13 protein-coding genes are annotated in these 15,734 nt (G+C 72.9%); 8 read left to right on the top strand and 5 right to left on the bottom strand.

The features are described 5' to 3' along the window. Positions 1–50: 50 nt before the first annotated feature. Positions 51–833 carry a TetR/AcrR family transcriptional regulator C-terminal domain-containing protein gene (locus tag ACIP4P_RS15605; RefSeq protein ID WP_400918302.1) on the bottom strand — a complete coding sequence of 261 codons (783 nt, stop codon included), beginning with the start codon at positions 831–833 and terminating at the stop codon, positions 51–53. Positions 834–923: 90 nt separating this feature from the next. On the opposite strand from ACIP4P_RS15605, the gene ACIP4P_RS15600 reads away from it, so the two are divergent. From ACIP4P_RS15600 to ACIP4P_RS15585, 4 genes are all read left to right on the top strand, one after another. Next, positions 924–1,778: a siderophore-interacting protein gene (locus ACIP4P_RS15600; RefSeq protein ID WP_400918299.1), complete on the top strand. Its 855-nt coding sequence runs from the start codon at positions 924–926 to the stop codon at positions 1,776–1,778. A 480-nt stretch (positions 1,779–2,258) separates the two neighbouring features. Further along, positions 2,259–5,744, top strand: coding sequence for a S8 family serine peptidase (locus ACIP4P_RS15595; RefSeq protein ID WP_400918296.1), 3,486 nt, complete (start codon positions 2,259–2,261; stop codon positions 5,742–5,744). A gap of 206 nt (positions 5,745–5,950) precedes the next feature. Beyond that, complete coding sequence (locus tag ACIP4P_RS15590) at positions 5,951–6,919, top strand: alpha/beta fold hydrolase (RefSeq protein ID WP_400918293.1); 969 nt, start codon at positions 5,951–5,953, stop codon at positions 6,917–6,919. 295 nt (positions 6,920–7,214) lie between these two features. Beyond that, positions 7,215–7,580, top strand: coding sequence for a peptidoglycan-binding protein (locus ACIP4P_RS15585; protein ID WP_400918290.1), 366 nt, complete (start codon positions 7,215–7,217; stop codon positions 7,578–7,580). A gap of 96 nt (positions 7,581–7,676) precedes the next feature. On the opposite strand, the gene ACIP4P_RS15580 is transcribed toward ACIP4P_RS15585, so the two are convergent. The 3 genes from ACIP4P_RS15580 to ACIP4P_RS15570 form a co-directional block, all read right to left on the bottom strand. Next, a complete protein-coding gene (locus ACIP4P_RS15580) occupies positions 7,677–9,140 on the bottom strand; it encodes a VWA domain-containing protein (protein WP_400918287.1) in 1,464 nt (487 codons plus the stop codon). Continuing rightward, the gene (locus ACIP4P_RS15575) at positions 9,137–10,048 is read right to left on the bottom strand and encodes an AAA family ATPase (RefSeq protein ID WP_400918284.1); all 912 of its coding nucleotides are present in this window, start codon (positions 10,046–10,048) and stop codon (positions 9,137–9,139) included. Before ACIP4P_RS15575 ends, ACIP4P_RS15580 begins: the two co-directional genes overlap by 4 nt. Positions 10,049–10,225: 177 nt before the next feature. Continuing rightward, entirely contained in the window at positions 10,226–10,894 is a 669-nt protein-coding gene (locus ACIP4P_RS15570) for a Tat pathway signal sequence domain protein (protein WP_400918281.1), read from the bottom strand. Between the two features lie 295 nt (positions 10,895–11,189). Here ACIP4P_RS15570 and ACIP4P_RS15565 point away from each other — a divergent pair, with 295 nt between their 5' ends. The 3 genes from ACIP4P_RS15565 to ACIP4P_RS15555 all read left to right on the top strand — a co-directional run bounded on the left by ACIP4P_RS15565 (position 11,190) and on the right by ACIP4P_RS15555 (position 13,357). Next, complete coding sequence (locus ACIP4P_RS15565) at positions 11,190–11,942, top strand: TetR/AcrR family transcriptional regulator (RefSeq protein ID WP_400918278.1); 753 nt, start codon at positions 11,190–11,192, stop codon at positions 11,940–11,942. A gap of 138 nt (positions 11,943–12,080) precedes the next feature. After that, on the top strand, positions 12,081–12,740 hold the full coding sequence (locus tag ACIP4P_RS15560) for a DUF6230 family protein (RefSeq protein WP_400918275.1): 660 nt from the start codon (positions 12,081–12,083) through the stop codon (positions 12,738–12,740). Between the two features lie 2 nt (positions 12,741–12,742). Continuing rightward, positions 12,743–13,357: a DUF6114 domain-containing protein gene (locus ACIP4P_RS15555; protein ID WP_400918272.1), complete on the top strand. Its 615-nt coding sequence runs from the start codon at positions 12,743–12,745 to the stop codon at positions 13,355–13,357. Between the two features lie 184 nt (positions 13,358–13,541). Here ACIP4P_RS15555 and ACIP4P_RS15550 read toward each other — a convergent pair whose 3' ends face one another. Then, a complete protein-coding gene (locus tag ACIP4P_RS15550) occupies positions 13,542–14,624 on the bottom strand; it encodes an NAD(P)-dependent alcohol dehydrogenase (protein WP_400918269.1) in 1,083 nt (360 codons plus the stop codon). A 189-nt stretch (positions 14,625–14,813) separates the two neighbouring features. Here ACIP4P_RS15550 and ACIP4P_RS15545 point away from each other — a divergent pair, with 189 nt between their 5' ends. Next, positions 14,814–15,719, top strand: a complete 906-nt coding sequence (locus tag ACIP4P_RS15545) for a helix-turn-helix domain-containing protein (protein WP_400918266.1) — start codon at positions 14,814–14,816, stop codon at positions 15,717–15,719. Positions 15,720–15,734: the final 15 nt, after the last annotated feature.

Raw genomic sequence — 15,734 nt, 5'->3', positions numbered from 1 at the left:
GGAGGGCCCGGCCGGGCGGTCCGATCGGGCGGTCCGACCGGTCCGACCGGTCAGGCCGTCGTGCTGCTCGCCGCGATCCCGTCCAGCAGCACCGCGAGCCCGCTCCGGAAGGCCTCCCGGCCGCTCTCCTCCGGCGCGCCGCCGCCGGAGCTCTGCAGGGCGGTCAGCAGCGGGAAGCGCTGCGCGAAGTCCGGTGCCAGTTCGGCGAGTCGGGCGGACCGGGTGTGCCACCACTCCTCGTCCGCGACGCCGGTGGCGGCCGCCGCGCCGCGCGCGTCGGCGGTGGTGGCGGCCATGCCGCGGACGTACTGCCAGAGCGCGGCGACCGCTCCGCGGAGCCGTTCCGGTGCCAGCCCGGCGGGCCGCAGGGCGCTCAACAGGTGCTCCATCGCGGCGAGTTCGGCGGGGCCGAGGACGGGCCGGGCCTGCGAGACCTGGAGCACCCAGGGGTGGCGCAGGTAGCAGGCGGACAACTCCTCGGCCCAGGCGGTGACGGCGTCCCGCCAGTGGTCCGACGGTGCCGGTCGGGCCGGGAGTTCGGCGAGCACCCGGTCGTGCATCAGGTCGAGCAGTTCGGCCTTGCCGGGGACGTAGGTGTAGAGCGCCATCGCGGTGCGGCCGAGCCGTTCGCCGACGGCGCGCATCGACAGTGCCGCCATTCCCTCGGCGTCGGCGACCGCGATCCCGGCGGAGACGATCGTGTCCGTACTCAGCCCGGGCTTGGGGCCGCTGCGTCCGGTGCGTCCGCCGCGCCCGGTGGGCGGTTCGTCGGGTCGGCCCCAGAGCAGGGCGAGGGAACGGTGGGCGTCCCCCTGTCCGGCGTAGACGGTCATCCCGACATCTCCTTATGGCGTAAAGTATCCTCGCGGCAGCAACTCTTTATGCCGTAAGGTATCAGGATTCCGCAGTGAAGGGGTTTCGCGATGACACTGCCCGTCACCCGTCTCCAGGTGGTAGCGGTCGACCGGATCACACCGCGCACCGCCCGGGTCGCCTTCGAGGCCGAGGAACTGGCCGACACCGTGGGCACCGCGCCCGACCAGCAGCTCAAGCTCTGCTTCCCGCGCCCCGGTCAGCGCGAGCCGCTGCTGCCCGCCGGACAGGACGACCCGATGGGCTGGTACCAGGTCTACCTGGCGATCCCGGAGGCCGAGCGCCCGGTGCTGCGCAGCTTCACCCTGCGCCGCCGGCACCCCGGCACCCGGCGGATCGAGATCGACTTCGTGCTGCACGGCGACGCAGGCCCGGCCGCGGCCTGGGCGCTGCGGGCCGCGCCGGGGGACCGGCTCGGGATGGTCGGCCCCTCCGCGCTGTACGCCCCGGCGGTCCCGTTCGCCGAGGCCGGGCAGGAGGCCGACTGGCTGCTGCTGGCCGGTGACGAGACCGCGCTGCCGGCCGTCGCGACGCTGCTGGAGGCGCTGCCGGAGGGGAAGCCGGCGTACGTCTGGATCGAGGTCGCGGACCGGGCGGAGCGTCAGGAGCTGACCAGCCGCGCCGAGCTGGAGGTGCGCTGGCTGTACCGGGACGGCGCCGCGCCGGGCAGCCTGCTGGTCGAGGAGTTCCGGGACGCCGTGCTGCCGGGCGGCGAGCCCCTGGTCTGGCTGGCCGGGGAGGCCGGGGCGGTGCGGGCGGTGCGCCGGTTCCTGATCGAGGGGGAGGGGGTGCCGAAGGAGAACATCGACTTCGCCGGGTACTGGCGCCACCGGCTCGGCCAGGACGACGCGCCGACCGAGGAGGACCTGGCGGACGCCCGGGAGCGGTTGGCGTCCTCCTCCTGAACGTGCGCGTCGCTGAAGCCCCGGAAACCGTCCCGGGCGCCCGTGAACTCTCCGGGCGTCCGGGACGTTCTGCATGCCGTGCGCCTCGGCGCGAGCCCTGCCGTGCGCTGTTTCGACCGCGATCGACGGGGAAGAAGGGCCGCGATGTCGACAAGTTGTCAGCAGTTGGCGATGTTCCGCCGGTGGCCAGTGTTCGCCACGTCGGTCTTTGCAGGGGGATCGATCAGTTCTCACCGTTCTCTGACCGGCTCTGATCGGTGAAAAATGGGGCGGACCCGGCTCGATTTATACTGTGTATTTTACTTTCCGATGGTCATTTTTACTTTCTGATGGGGTTTTAACCCCTTGTCGTGGTCGTGGCGGATGCGCTGGAATGCGTCCGCTGTCGGGACGCGCGGTCCGGAGCAACCACGCGTCCTACCAGGATTCGGGTGCGCTCAGCCGTGCATCCTGACGTCTCATCAGACGAAAGGATGTCCATTGATCGGCTGGCGCAAGACCCAGCTAGCAGCCGCCGTCACCGTCACCGCCGCCTCCATGGTCCTGAGCCTCGGGACCATTGCCAGCGCAGCTCCGGCCCAGGATCCGCAGCACGCCCAGGCGTCCGCGGACGGGGCGCCGGCGCCGGTGATCGTGATCCTCAAGGACCAGATTGCGGACGCCCCGGCCGACCACGGCCACCTCGGCGACCGTCAGCAGAAGACCGCCAGTTCGCAGGCGCCGCTGCTGAAGAAGGTCAAGGCCAACGGCGGCACCGACGTCAAGACCTTCGTGGTCGGCAACGCCTTCTCGGCCACCGTCAGCCCCGCCCTGCGCGCCTCGCTGCAGTCCGACCCGGCGGTCGCCGCCGTCGTCGCCGACACCCAGGTGCAGGTCGCCCCGGTCCCCGGGACCGCGGCCAAGAAGGCGGACAGCGCGGCCGCGACGACCGGCAAGTCCGGCGACGACGCGCAGGCCGTTTCGGGCAGCAACGGCCAGGGTGCCCAGGAGAACGCGACCAACACGGTCTGCCCCTCCGACCCGAGCAAGCCGCTGCTGGAGCCGGAAGGCCTCTACTCGGTCCACGCCTACTCCGGCAACGGCAAGCCCGGCGTGGAGAACCTGGCCACCGGCAAGGGCGTCAAGGTCGCCTACATCGCCGACGCGCTCGACCCGAACAACCCGGACTTCATCCGGGCCGACGGTTCGCACGCCGTGGTCGACTACCAGGACTTCTCGGGTGAGGGCTGGAACGCGCCGAGCGGTGGCGCCGAGGCCTTCGGCGACGCCTCGGCGGTCATCGCCCAGGGCCGTCAGACCTACGACGTCTCGCAGTTCGTCAACGCCTCGCACCCGCTGCCGGCCGGCTGCAACATCAAGATCCGCGGCCTAGCCCCGGACGCCGACCTGGTCGCCCTGAAGGCCGGCGGCGAGATGATGTCCAACTCGTCGATCCTGCAGTCCATCGACTACGCGGTGCGGGTCGCCCACGTGGACGTGCTGAACGAGTCCTTCGGCGGCAACGTCACCCCGGACAGCGGCGCCCACGACACCATCGCGCTCTTCAACGAGCAGGCCGTCAAGGCCGGTGTCACGATCGCCGTCTCCACCGGTGACGCGGGCCTCAGCGGCACCATCGGCACCCCGGCCACCGACCCGTACGTGATCTCGGTCGGCGCGTCGACGGACAACCAGAACTACCAGCAGACCGGTTACGCGGCCGCCAAGTTCTCCAACGGGACCTGGAGCAACAGCCGGATCTCCGCGCTCTCCTCGGGCGGCTTCACCATGGCCGGCCGCACCCTCGACCTGGTCGCCCCGGGCGAGTCGGACTGGGCGCTGTGCACCGCGGACACCACCAAGTACGCGGACTGCACCAACTACAACGGCAAGGGCGCGAACATCCAGCCCTTCGGCGGCACCAGCCAGGCCGCCCCGTTCGTCACCGGTGCCGCGGCCCTGGTCATCCAGGCCTACCGTGACACCCACGGCGGCGACTCCCCGTCCCCGGCGCTGGTGAAGAAGTTCATCACCGGCACCGCCACCGACCTCGGCGTTCCGGCCGAGGAGCAGGGCGCGGGCCTCCTGAACGTCCGGGCCGCCGTCGAGGCCGCCCGCGGCTACGACGACGGCGACGGCACCGACGGTGCCAACACCGTCGTGGTGAACACCGGCCAGGTGAGCATCGCCGGCGCCCCGGGCTCGACCCACACCACCGACGTCTCCGTCACCAACACCAGTGACGAGCCGCAGACGGTGAGCGCCACCACCCGCAGCTTCGCGCCGCTGGCCAACAACCAGCAGACCGTCAAGCTGGACACGGCCTCCACCGACACCTTCAAGTACGCCACCAACGGTGCGGACTGGGTGCAGAAGCAGGTCAAGTTCACGGTTCCGGCCGGTGCCGACCGCCTCGCGGCGTCGATCGCCTGGCACGGTGGCCCGAACCCGGTCACCAACGGCCCCGTGGTCCGCATGACGCTGCTCAACCCGTCGGGCGGCTTCGAGACCAACACCCGCCCGCAGGGTGGCGCCACGCCGTCCAACTTCGGTCTGGTGGACGTCCCGCACCCGGCCGCCGGCGAGTGGACCGCGGTCCTGTACACCCCGGCGGGCAAGGCCGGTTACACCGGTGACGTCCAGCTCGGCACCTCCACCCAGCGCGCGGTCCCGGCCGGCGCGGTGAGCCCGACCAGCACCGACGTGCAGCCCGGTGAGACCAAGACCCTCAAGGTCCAGCTCACCACCCCGGCCACCAGCGGTGACAGCAGCGAGGCGGTCGTCGTCTCCAGCTCGAACGGCAACAGCACCAGCGTCCCGGTCGTGCTGCGCAGCCTCGTCCCGGTCACCAACGGCCAGGGCGCCTTCACCGGCACCATCACCGGTGGCAACGGCCGCGGCTCCTCGCCGACCCAGATGTTCGCCTACGGCTTCGACGTCCCGAAGGGCCAGAAGGACCTGCGGGTCGGCGTGACCGTCGCCAAGGACGCGAACCTGTTCATGCAGGGCGCCCTGATCAGCCCGAACGGCACCCCGGTCGACATCGAGGGCAACGCCCTCTTCGACGCCCAGGGCAACGTCACCGGCTCCGCCAACGGCGTCTCGGCCACCACGATCAACCCGGCCGAGGGCCACTGGCGCTTCGTCCTGAACGTGCTCGGCCCGGTCAGCGGCCAGGAGCTCGCCCAGGACTTCGCCGGCACCATCGCGTTCAACCAGAACCAGGCCACCGCGGCCGGTCTGCCGAACGACACCAACACGAAGCTGGCGGCCGGCAAGCCGGTCACCGTCAACGTGAACTACACCAACAACACGGTCGCCACCCAGTCGATCGCGGCCGACGGTCGCCTCGACAAGCGCGTCGACCTGCCGCTGGTGCCGCAGGGTGCCTCGGCCAGCGTCAACCTGCCGCTGAGCCTGACCTCCTCGGTGCCGAGCTTCCTGGTGCCCCCGGGCACCGACCAGCTCAAGGCCGTGGCGGCGTCCTCGACGCCGGCACAGATCGAGCTGAGCGCCACCACCGCCTCGCCGGACCTCTTCGGTGACCTGAAGAAGGCCCAGAACGGCTCGGCCATCTCGACCGTGACCTCCAAGGGCAGCGCCGAGCAGCCGGTCGTCCCCGGTTCCTGGGGCACCTTCGTCCAGCAGATCGGCCCGTTCGGGCCGGCCGGCGCGCCGAAGGGCACCTCCAGCATCAGCGCCACCGCGCACACCCTGGCCTTCGACCCGGCGCTGACCTCCAGCACCGGTGACCCGTACGCCTCCGGTGTCAACGCCTCGGCCCCGGCCGCCGCCCCGGTGACCGTCGCCCCCGGCGCCAGCGGTTCGCTGCAGGTGACCGTGACCCCGACCGGCCCGAAGGGCAGCACGGTCAAGGGTGTGCTCTACCTGGTGTCCGGCCCGACCTTCGTGCCGACCGCCAACAACAGCCTCGGCACCACCGGTTCGGTGCTCGCGGCGATCCCGTACAGCTACACGGTGAACTGACGCTCAATCAGTTCAGCGAGCGGTTCTGAGGCCGAGGCCGTCCCGGAGTTCCGGGGCGGCCTCGGCTGCTTGTCGTGGTCGTTCAGGTTGCTCCGGGTGTTCCGGGTGTTCCGGGTGTTCCGGCGGGCGGAAACCGCCGGTGTCACCCGGCCGCCGAGCGGGCAGGAGGGTCGCGAGGATCGGACCGAGCAGATCGGGAGCGGCAGTTGAACGAGGCGATCAAGCACAGCCAGGTCGAGGTGAACGGCGTCCGGCTGCACCTCGCGGAACAGGGCGAGGGACCGCTGGTCCTGCTGCTGCACGGCTTCCCGGAGAGCTGGTACTCCTGGCGGCACCAGTTCGGGCCGCTCGCCGAGGCCGGGTACCGGGTGGTCGCCCCCGACCAGCGCGGGTACGCCCGGAGCTCCCAGCCGGAGGACGTGGACAAGTACTCCCTGCTGCACCTGGTCGGCGACGTCACCGCGCTGATCGGCGCGCTGGGCGAGGAGCGGGCCGTGCTGGTCGGGCACGACTGGGGCGCGCCGGTCGCCTGGGCCACCGCCGCGCTGCGGCCGGACCTGGTGCGCGGGGTCGCCGGGCTGAGCGTGCCGCCGCTGCCGCTGGGCGGGCCGCCGCCGCTGACCGCGGCCCGGGAGAACTTCGGCGAGGGCTTCTACCAGATCTACTTCCAGGAGCCCGGCCGGGCCGACGCCGAGCTGGCCGCCGACATCAGGTCCAGCCTGCGGCGCATCCTGTGCGGCATCCAGCCGGACGGCGTGCCGCGCCCGTGGATCGTCCCCGAGGGCCAGGGCCTGCTGGACACCGTCCCGGAGCCCGAGCGGCTGCCGGACTGGCTCACCGAGGCCGACCTCGACGCCTTCACCGCCGACTACGCGCCGCACGGCGAGCGGGCCTTCACCGGCGGGCTCAACTGGTACCGCAACCTGGACCGCAACGCCGAACTGCTGGCCGCCTTCACCGGGGTGACGGTCGAGGTGCCGGCGCTGTACATCGCGGGCGACCAGGACCTGGTGAACGCGATGCTGCCGCCGGGCGCCCTGGCCCACCTGCTGGGCCGGCTGCCCAGGCTGCACGGGCACGTGCGGCTGCCGGACACCGGGCACTGGACCCAGCAGGAGCGCCCGGCCGAGGTGACCGCGGCGCTGCTGGACTTCCTGGCGAGCCTGGACAAGTAGCCGCCGCGGCCCGGCCCGGGGCACCCACCGGCCCGGTCTCCCCCGTCCCCGCGGGTGGCGACCGGGCCGGACCCGTGGGACGCGGGGACGCGTGGCCCGGGACGGGCGCCCGAAAGTGCGTCAGCGCGGGCCTCGGGAGGCCGCGCGGCGACCGGGACGTCCCAGGGAAGCCCGGCCCCTCGTGGGACGGCCTCCGGGCTGTCCAGGATGGTCCCCGTCCGGCACCGGGGACCGCGAGTTGCGATCCCCCGCCACTGTGGTCCGGACGAACCGAACTCCGTGTGGGGGACCTTCCATGAGCAAGAACCTGTTCCAGCGCGGCGCCGTCGCCGCCGGTGCCGCCTTCCTCGCCGTCACCGTCTTCGGCGGCGTCGCGCACGCCGACCCGGGCGTTGCGTACATCAAGCCCAGCCAGCACAGCCAGGCCGTGTCCTGCGTGCAGCAGGGCCTGCGGGACGCCGGCTACAACATCGACGTCGACGGCAAGTACGGCGACGCCACCTACAAGGCGCTGACCGACTTCCAGTCGAACCGCGGCCTCCAGGCGGACGGCATCGTCGGTCCGAAGACCGGTGACCGCCTCTACTACGACTACCTCGCCAAGTCGCAGAACGTCGTCCAGATCGAGGCCTGCGGCTACCTCATCCCCACCACCCGCTGACGGCTCCGCCACCCGCGTGACCGGGGTGAGGTCCAGGCCGCCGGTCCGACCGCCGTTCCTCGGCGTTCGGGCCGGCGGCCTCCGCCGTCGTGGGCCTCAGACCGGCAGCAGGCGGGCGATCAGCTCGCCGAGGCGGCGGGCGTTGCGGCAGTCGTGCATCTCCACCACGTCCGCGTACGCCGGGGCGGCGGAGTCGCCGGTGCCCCAGAGCCCGGGGTGCTCGGGGTTGAGCCAGAACACCCGGCGGGCCCGGGCCGCGATCCGGCGCAGCGCCTCGGGGTTGGGGTCGCGGTGGTTGTTGCGGGCGTCGCCGAGGACCAGGACGCAGGTGCGCGGGCCGACCGCGTCCAGGTGCTGCTCGGCGAAGTCGCCGAGCGCCGAACCGTAGTCGCTGTTGCCGTGGTAGCCCGTCACCTTCGCCTCGGCGAGGATCCGCGCGGCCAGCCGGGCCGGGTCGTCCTGGCCGCGTCGCAGCAGGTCGGTGACCTCGGCGGTGCGGTTGACGAAGGCGAACACCCGGACCTTGCTGAACTGTTCGCTCATCGCCCGGACCAGCAGCATGGTGAAGTCGGCGAAGCCCGCCACCGAGCCGGACACGTCGCAGAGCAGCACCAGTTCGGGCCGGGCCGGGCGGCGCAGCCGGTACGCCGGGCGCAGCGGCACCCCGCCGGTGCCGAGCGAGCGGCGCAGGGTGCGGCGCAGGTCGATCCGTCCGCGGGCGGCGCGGCGGCGCCGGGCGGCCAGCCGGGTGGCCAGCTTGCGGGCCAACGGGTGGACGGTGCGGCGCAGTTCGGCGAGCTGCTCGCGGCCGGCGGCGAGGAAGTCGATCCGGTCCGCGGTGGGGGCGACGGCGCGCTCCGCGATCCGTTCGGCGCCGCTCAGTTCGGCGACCCGGCGGCGGGCCTCGCCGGAGACCAGGGCGCGGAAGTCCCGGATCCGGCGGCGGATCTCGTCGGCGAGGACGCGGTCGGAGAGGTCGTCCGCGCCCTGCTGCCGCAGCGCGGCGAGGATCCGGGCGAGCAGGGTCTCGGGGGCGAGGCGGCCGAGCGCCTGGTGCGCGGACCAGCCGTCCGAGCCGGGCGTGCCGCCGGTGCCGTAGCGGCCGAAGGCCTCGACCACCTCGCCGGCCAGCCGGGCCTGGGCGGCCCGGTCGTCGGCGGTCAGCGCGGCGGCCAGCCGCTCGCGCAGCTGGTCGCGCAGCGGGTCGGGGCGGCCGAAGCGGGGCGGTTCGGGGTCGTCGGGCACCGGCGGCGGGGAGTTGCGCACGGCCTCGGGGGTGCCGACGCCGAGCGGGAAGAACAGGTCGAAGGAGGCGTCGAAGACCGGCCGTTGGCCCTCCGAGCGGAGCAGCGCGGCGGCCAGTCCGGCCCGCATCTGCTCCCGGTCGGTGAGGCCGAGCACGTCGAGGACGGCGGCGGCGTCCACGGTCTCGGCCGGGCCGATCCGCAGGCCGTGCCCGCGCAGGGCGCGGACCAGGCCGGTGAGCCGGGCGGCGGTGTCGGCGGGCGCGGGGGCTGCGGGGGTGCCGGGAGTCTCGGGGGTGCCGGGGGTGCCGCTCACGCGAGGGTGAGCTTCTGGGCGGCCTTCCGGATGTCGTCCTGGTGCTTGAGGATCACCCCGAGGGTGTCCCGGACGACCGCGTCGTCCAGGGTGTCGGCGCCGAGCGCCAGCAGGGTGCGGGCCCAGTCGATGGTCTCGGCGACGGACGGCGCCTTGCGCAGCTCCAGGGCGCGCAGCGCGCCGACCACCCGGACCAGCGAGGCGGCCAGGGTGTCGTCCAGGCCGGGCACCTTGAGCCGGACGATCCGGCGCTCCAACTCCGCGTCCGGGTAGTCGAGGTGGAGGAAGAGGCAGCGGCGGCGCAGCGCCTCGGAGAGTTCCCGGGTGGCGTTGGAGGTGAGCAGCACGAAGGGGCGGCGGCTCGCGGTGATGGTGCCGAGCTCGGGGACGGTCACCTGGAAGTCGCTGAGCACCTCCAGCAGCAGCGCCTCGACCTCGACGTCGGCCTTGTCCATCTCGTCGATCAGCAGCACCGTGGGCTCCTCGCCGCGGATGGCGGTGAGCAGCGGGCGGGTGAGCAGGAACTCCTCGCCGAAGATGTCGCCGCGGGCCTGGTCCCAGCCCTCGTCGCGGCCGGCGGTGATCCGCAGCAGCTGCTTGGCGTGGTTCCACTCGTACAGCGCGCGGGCCTCGTCGATGCCCTCGTAGCACTGCAGCCGCACCAGCCGGGCGGCGCCCAGTTCGGCGACGGCCTTGGCGAGTTCGGTCTTGCCGACGCCGGCGGGGCCCTCGACCAGCAGCGGCTTGCCGAGCCGGTCGGCGAGGAAGACGGTGGTGGCCACGGCGGTGGAGGCCAGGTAGCCGGTCGCGGCCAGCCGTTCGGCGGTGTCGGCCACCGAGGTGAAGAAGCCCGTGCCGCCGCCGTTCGCGCTGCCGCCGCTGTTCGCGCCGCTGCTGCCGCTGGTCATCCGACCGCCCCGTTCCGGTTCGCCGGGCCCGTTCCGTCGGGCCCGTGCGGCGCCACCCTACCGGCCGGTCACTTGCTTGTCCCGGGGCCGGCGGAGGGGCGGGCGGGTGCGGTGGAGCGGCGTACGGCGGGTGGTGGCCCGTCGTACGCCGCTCGCGTGGAACCGTTCGCCGGGGCGTCAGTTGACGTACAGGACCGGGCTGCCGGCGGCGGTGCTGTCGGTGACCGGGCCGTAGCTGGCGCTGAAGTAGCCGGTGGAGAAGCACAGGCCGGGGCCGGAGACCAGGTTGGCCGGCTGGTTGGCGAAGGTGATGCTGCTGTTGCTGTTCGAGGTGCTGCCGGTGATGCCGTTCGGGCTCTGGTAGACGCAGCTGATCTGGCCCAGCAGGGTGTTCAGGACGACCGTGATGCCGACCGGGCCGGCGCTGGTGCCGTTGAGCGAGGCGGCGCCGGAGCCGGAGGTGATCGTGTTGGTGTACGGCAGGCTGGTGGCGGTGACGCTCTGCACGCTCATGACGCCCATGACGCTGGAGGTGCACTGGTCGAAGGACTGGTTGTTGAGCTGCTCGGTGGCGTTGCCGGGGGCGGCCGGGTTGGAGGTCACGGTCGCGGAGAAGGAGGAGCTGGCACAGCTGACGCCGTTGGTGCTGCCGGCGCCGTCGGTGAAGGTGGCGGCGGTGCCGGAGACCAGGTTGGCGACCAGGTTGTCGCCGACGGCGATGGCGGGGCCGGAGGCGCTGCCCTGGGTCATGACGGCGGCGGCGTCGGCCTGGGCGGGTGCGACGGCGGCGCCGGTGAGGGCGATGGCGGCGAGGGAAGCGGCTGCGAGCGTGCGGCGGATGCGCATGAGGGTGCCTCTCTCCGTCCCGGGGACGGGTGGGGGAATCCCCGCCGGCGGGTGTGGTGGTGTGCACGGCGGGGGAGGTGCATGGCGTGCCGGAGCGCCGCCGGACCGCGGGTGCCTGCGGGCCCGGCGCCACGGGCCCGCTCGTGCGGTACGGCGGTCTTGCGATCGTGCAGCGTGCAGCGGTGCTGGGTAGGGTTCCGGCCGGTGGTGGCCTGCGCACCGACCGGGTTGGAAACCTGGCAGAGTTGTAAACCCAGTGTTACGTCAATGTCAATACAGGACACAGGAGTTGGTGATGGATCCCAAACGCCGCAGGAGTTCCGACCTGATCCTGCTGCCGGGTGCCCGGACCGGCCGGGATCCGGCCCGGTCGATCAAGCCCGGCCCGCGCCGGCTGCCCGCCGGCGTGGTCGCCGCGACCCAGCGCGAACGGCTGCTGGACGGGCTGGTCCGCACGGTGGCCGAACACGGCTACCAGCACGCGACGGTGAGCGACATCTGCAGCGCGGCGGGGGTGACCAGGCCGGTCTTCTACGAGCTGTTCAGCGGCAAGGAGGACGCCTTCCTGGCCGCGCACCGGCACGGGACCGGGGTGGTGATCCGCCGGATGGCGGCGGCCTTCGCGGCCGAATCCGACTGGTGCACCGGGATCCGCCAGGCGCTCGGGGCGATGCTCCAACTCCTCTCCGGAACCCCGTCGTTCGCGACCATGGCGGTGATCGAGATCGAGGCGGTCGGCCCGGCCGGCCGCCGTGAGCGGGACCAACTGCTGACCCGGTTCCGGGCGTTCTTCGCCGAAGTGCCCCAACTTCCGGGCGGGGTCGCGGTGCAGGAGATGGTGGACGCGGTGGTCGGCGGCGTCTACAGCGCGGTGTACCGGCGGATCTCCTCCGGTCGTACCGATCAACTGCCGGACCTGCTACCGGTGTTGGCGATGTTCTGCCTGGCACCCTTCCTCGGGCCGGTCGAGGCGGCCGCCCGGCTCGGGTCGAGGATTGGTGAAGATCCTTCGTGCACCTGTATTGACCCGGCGAATACCGAGCAGTAGCTTCCCAGTTACTCATCGCGCTCCGACCCGATCCGCCCCGCAGTCGAGGGCCGGACGGCCCGGTCGGAGCGCGGAACGCTGTCCGCGCCAGGACAACGTGCCAGTGCCTGCACACCCATCCATCCACAGGGAGCACACATGGCCATGTCCGAGGAGACCGCCGCCGCGGCGGAGTCCCCGCAGCCGCCGACCGGGCGCACAAGAGGACGGGTGCGGATGAAGCGCTCCGCCCTGATGGCCGTCCCGGCCGTCGCGGTCGGGGGCATCCTGATGACCCTCACCGCCCAGGGCGTGCTCGCCGCGCAGTTCTCCATCTCCGGCATGCCGTTCACCATCACCGCCGACAAGATCGACGGCGAGGGCTTCGCCCAGTTCGGCTCGCTGGACCACATGATTCCCGGCAGCCCCAACCAGGGCAAGACCGGCGGGCAGGTGCTGGTCGCGGTGTCGGCGATCAAGACCGCCGAGATCACCAACCTCTGCCAGAGCGTGGACCTCGGCGGCGTCAACCTGCTGATCCACGCCGGCGACCAGGGCACCCCGGTGGCGGCCTCCGACCTCACCACCGACTCCGACCTGCTGACCGCCGGCAACGCGCAGTTCAAGAACATCGAGATCGGCGGCGACGCCAGCACCTACACCAAGGCCGGGTCGGCCGGCGTGGGCGGCAAGGGCGTCTTCGGCCAGCAGGCCGACCACGTCACGCTGACCAACGTCAACCAGCACAACTACGCGAGCACCGCCGTCGGGTTCAAGCTGCCCAACCTGCGGCTGAGCTTCAGCTCCAAGGGCTGCTGACCATGACGGAGTCCGTACCGGAGCGGGCCGGAACCGGCGAGGGCGCCGGGCCGCAGAGCGGGGAGGTGGCGGCCGAGGGGACGACCGCCCCGCCCGCCGCGGCCCCCGACCCCGCCCCCGGCGCCGCCGCCGCTCCCACCGGAGCCGCTGCGACCGCTGCGCCCGCGAGTGCCGCCACGACCGCTGCGACCCCTGCGCCCGCGAGCCCCGCGGGCCGGGTCAAACGCGACTGGCGGGGCGGGCGACCGTTCTGGGGCGGGCTGCTGGTGACGCTCGGCGGCGCCGAGATCCTCTTCACGCTGTGGGCCCCGCTGCCCCTCCTGCTGCACATCTCGCTGGTGGGCCTCGCGGGGTACCTGGTGCCGTCGGTGATGGTGCTGTGCGGCCTGCTGATCCTGTTCAACCCGACACAGCGGCTGTTCTACTCCATCCTCGCCGTGCTCGCCTCGCTGGGCAGCTGGGTGACGTCCAACCTGGGCGGCTTCGTGATCGGGATGCTGCTCGGCATCGTGGGCGCCTGCCTGACCTTCGGCTGGCTGCCCGACCAGCCGCTGCGCCGTGGGCGGCAGCGGCGGGAGGACCGGCGCACGCAGCGCCGGGCCCCGGCGGGGGTCTAGGGACCGGGCCCGGCCGGGAGTCGTCGGCGACGCCCCGCGCCCCGGTGGTGGGAGAGCACCGGGGGCGCGGGGCGTTCCGCCCTGCCGTCCTCCGCCCTGCCGTCCTCCGTCGTGGGAGGAGCGGTCGAGGGCCTCCGAGGGTCGAGGGCCTCCGAGGGTCGACGGCTTCAGACGGTCGAGGGCCTCAGATGGTCGAGGCGTCGATCACGAAGCGGAACCGGACGTCCCCGTCCAGCACCCGCCGGTACGCCTCGTTGATCTGCTCGGCCCGGATCAGCTCGATCTCCGCGGTGATGCCGTGCTCGGCGCAGAAGTCCAGCATCTCCTGGGTCTCCGGCAGCCCGCCGATCGCCGAACCGGCCAGCGAGCGGCGCCCGATGGCCAGCGGGAACGGGTACAGGGTGAGCGGCTTCTCCGGCACGCCGACCTGCACCATGGTGCCGTCGACGCGCAGCAGACCGATGTAGGCGGTCAGGTCGAGGTCGGCGGAGACGGTGTTGACGATCAGGTCGAAGCTGCCCGCGAGCTCCTCGAAGACCGCCGTGTCGGAGGTGGCCCGGTAGTGGTCCGCGCCCAGCCGCAGCCCGTCCGCGCGCTTGCGCAGCGACTGGCTGAGCACGGTGACCTCCGCGCCCATCGCGTGGGCGAGCTGCACGCCCATGTGGCCGAGACCGCCCAGGCCCACGATCGCCACCTTCTTGCCCGGGCCGGCGCCCCAGTGGGACAGCGGCGAGTACACCGTGATGCCCGCGCACAGCAGCGGCGCGGCGGCGTCCAGCGGCAGGCCGTCCGGGATGCGCAGCGCGTACGCCTCGTCCACCACCAGCTCGGCGGCGTAACCGCCGTAGGTCGGGCGGCCGTCCTTGCCGACGCCGTTGTAGGTGAAGACCATGCCGCCCTCGCCGGTGCAGTACTGCTGCAGCCCGGCCCGGCAGTGGTCGCACTCCCGGCAGGAGTCGACGAAGCAGCCGACCCCGACCCGGTCGCCGACCTTCCAGCGGGTGACGCCCGGGCCGACCTCGCTGACCAGCCCGGCGATCTCGTGGCCGGGGACCATCGGGAAGATCCCGTCGCCCCAGTCCTCGCCCACCTGGTGGATGTCCGAGTGGCAGATGCCGGAGTAGCGGATGTCGATCACGATGTCGTGCTCGCCGACGGCCCGGGTGGTGACGGTGGTCTTGGCCAGCGGGGCGTTCGGGCGCTGGGCCGCGTAGGCGGCGACGGTGCGGGTGGCGGTGTGCTGCGTGGCTGTCGTCTCGTCGGTCATGCCCCTCAGACTGCGCCGGGGCGGCGGGGCCAACCAGGTCGGCGTTCTTCGTACGACAGCCGCGCGTACGACGGTCGTGCGTACCACGGCCGCACGTACGGGAGCACAGCGTAGGACCGCGCAACCTACGCACGGCAGTGTCACCCTCGCCCGCCCCCGGGCCCGCCGCCGCGCCCGCATACTGCAGTCATGGACCAGCGCACCGAACTCAGCGAGTTCCTCCGATCCCGCCGCGCCCGGCTGCGGCCCGAGGACGTGGGCCTGCCCGGCGGCACCACCCGCCGACGGGTGCCCGGGCTGCGCCGCGAGGAGCTGGCCCAGCTGGCCGGGGTCAGCACCGCCTACTACACCCGGCTGGAACAGGGCCACGGCGAGAACGTCTCCGCAGCGGTCCTGGACGCCGTCGCCCGGGTGCTGCGGCTCGGCCCGGCCGAGCGCGACCACCTCGGCCGGCTCACCACCCCCGCCCGGCGTCGCCCCGGGCGCACCGCCTTCGCCCGCCCGCAGCGGGTGCGGCCCGCGCTGCAACAGCTGCTGGACGCGATGGAGGGCGTGCCCGCGTACGTGCTCGGGCGGCGCCTGGACATCATCGCCTGGAACCGGATCGGCACCGCGCTGCTCGGCGACTTCGCGGCGATGCCGCCCGAGCAGCGCAACATGGCCTGGCACGTCTTCCTCGACCCGGCCGCCCGCCGGCTCTTCGAGGACTGGGAGGGCAAGGCCAGCGACGTGGTCGGGCTGCTGCGGCTGGAGGCCGGCCGCTACCCGGACGACCCGCGGCTCGCCTCACTGGTGGGCGAACTCTCGCTCAAGTGCGAGGACTTCCGCAGTCTCTGGGCCAGCTACCGGATCAAGGAGAAGGGGCAGGGCACCAAGCGGCTGCACCACCCGGTGGTCGGCCCGCTCAGCCTCCGGTACGAGACCCTGTACCCGGCCGGGGACTGCGACCAGGTGCTGGTCACCTACCACGCCGAACCGGGCAGCCCGTCCGCGGAGTCCCTGCGGCTGCTGGCCAGTTGGGACGCCACCGAACGCCGGTCCGCGGCCGGTCAGGCGGCCGACCGCAACACCGGGCAGGGCCACGAGGTCCGTTGACGTGCAGGGCCACGA

Origin of the sequence: Kitasatospora sp. NPDC089509, from assembly GCF_044749365.1 — a bacterium.
GTDB lineage: Bacteria > Actinomycetota > Actinomycetes > Streptomycetales > Streptomycetaceae > Kitasatospora.
The sequence above is the reverse complement of the archived record's forward strand: the minus strand, read 5'-3'. Positions and strand labels throughout refer to the sequence as shown.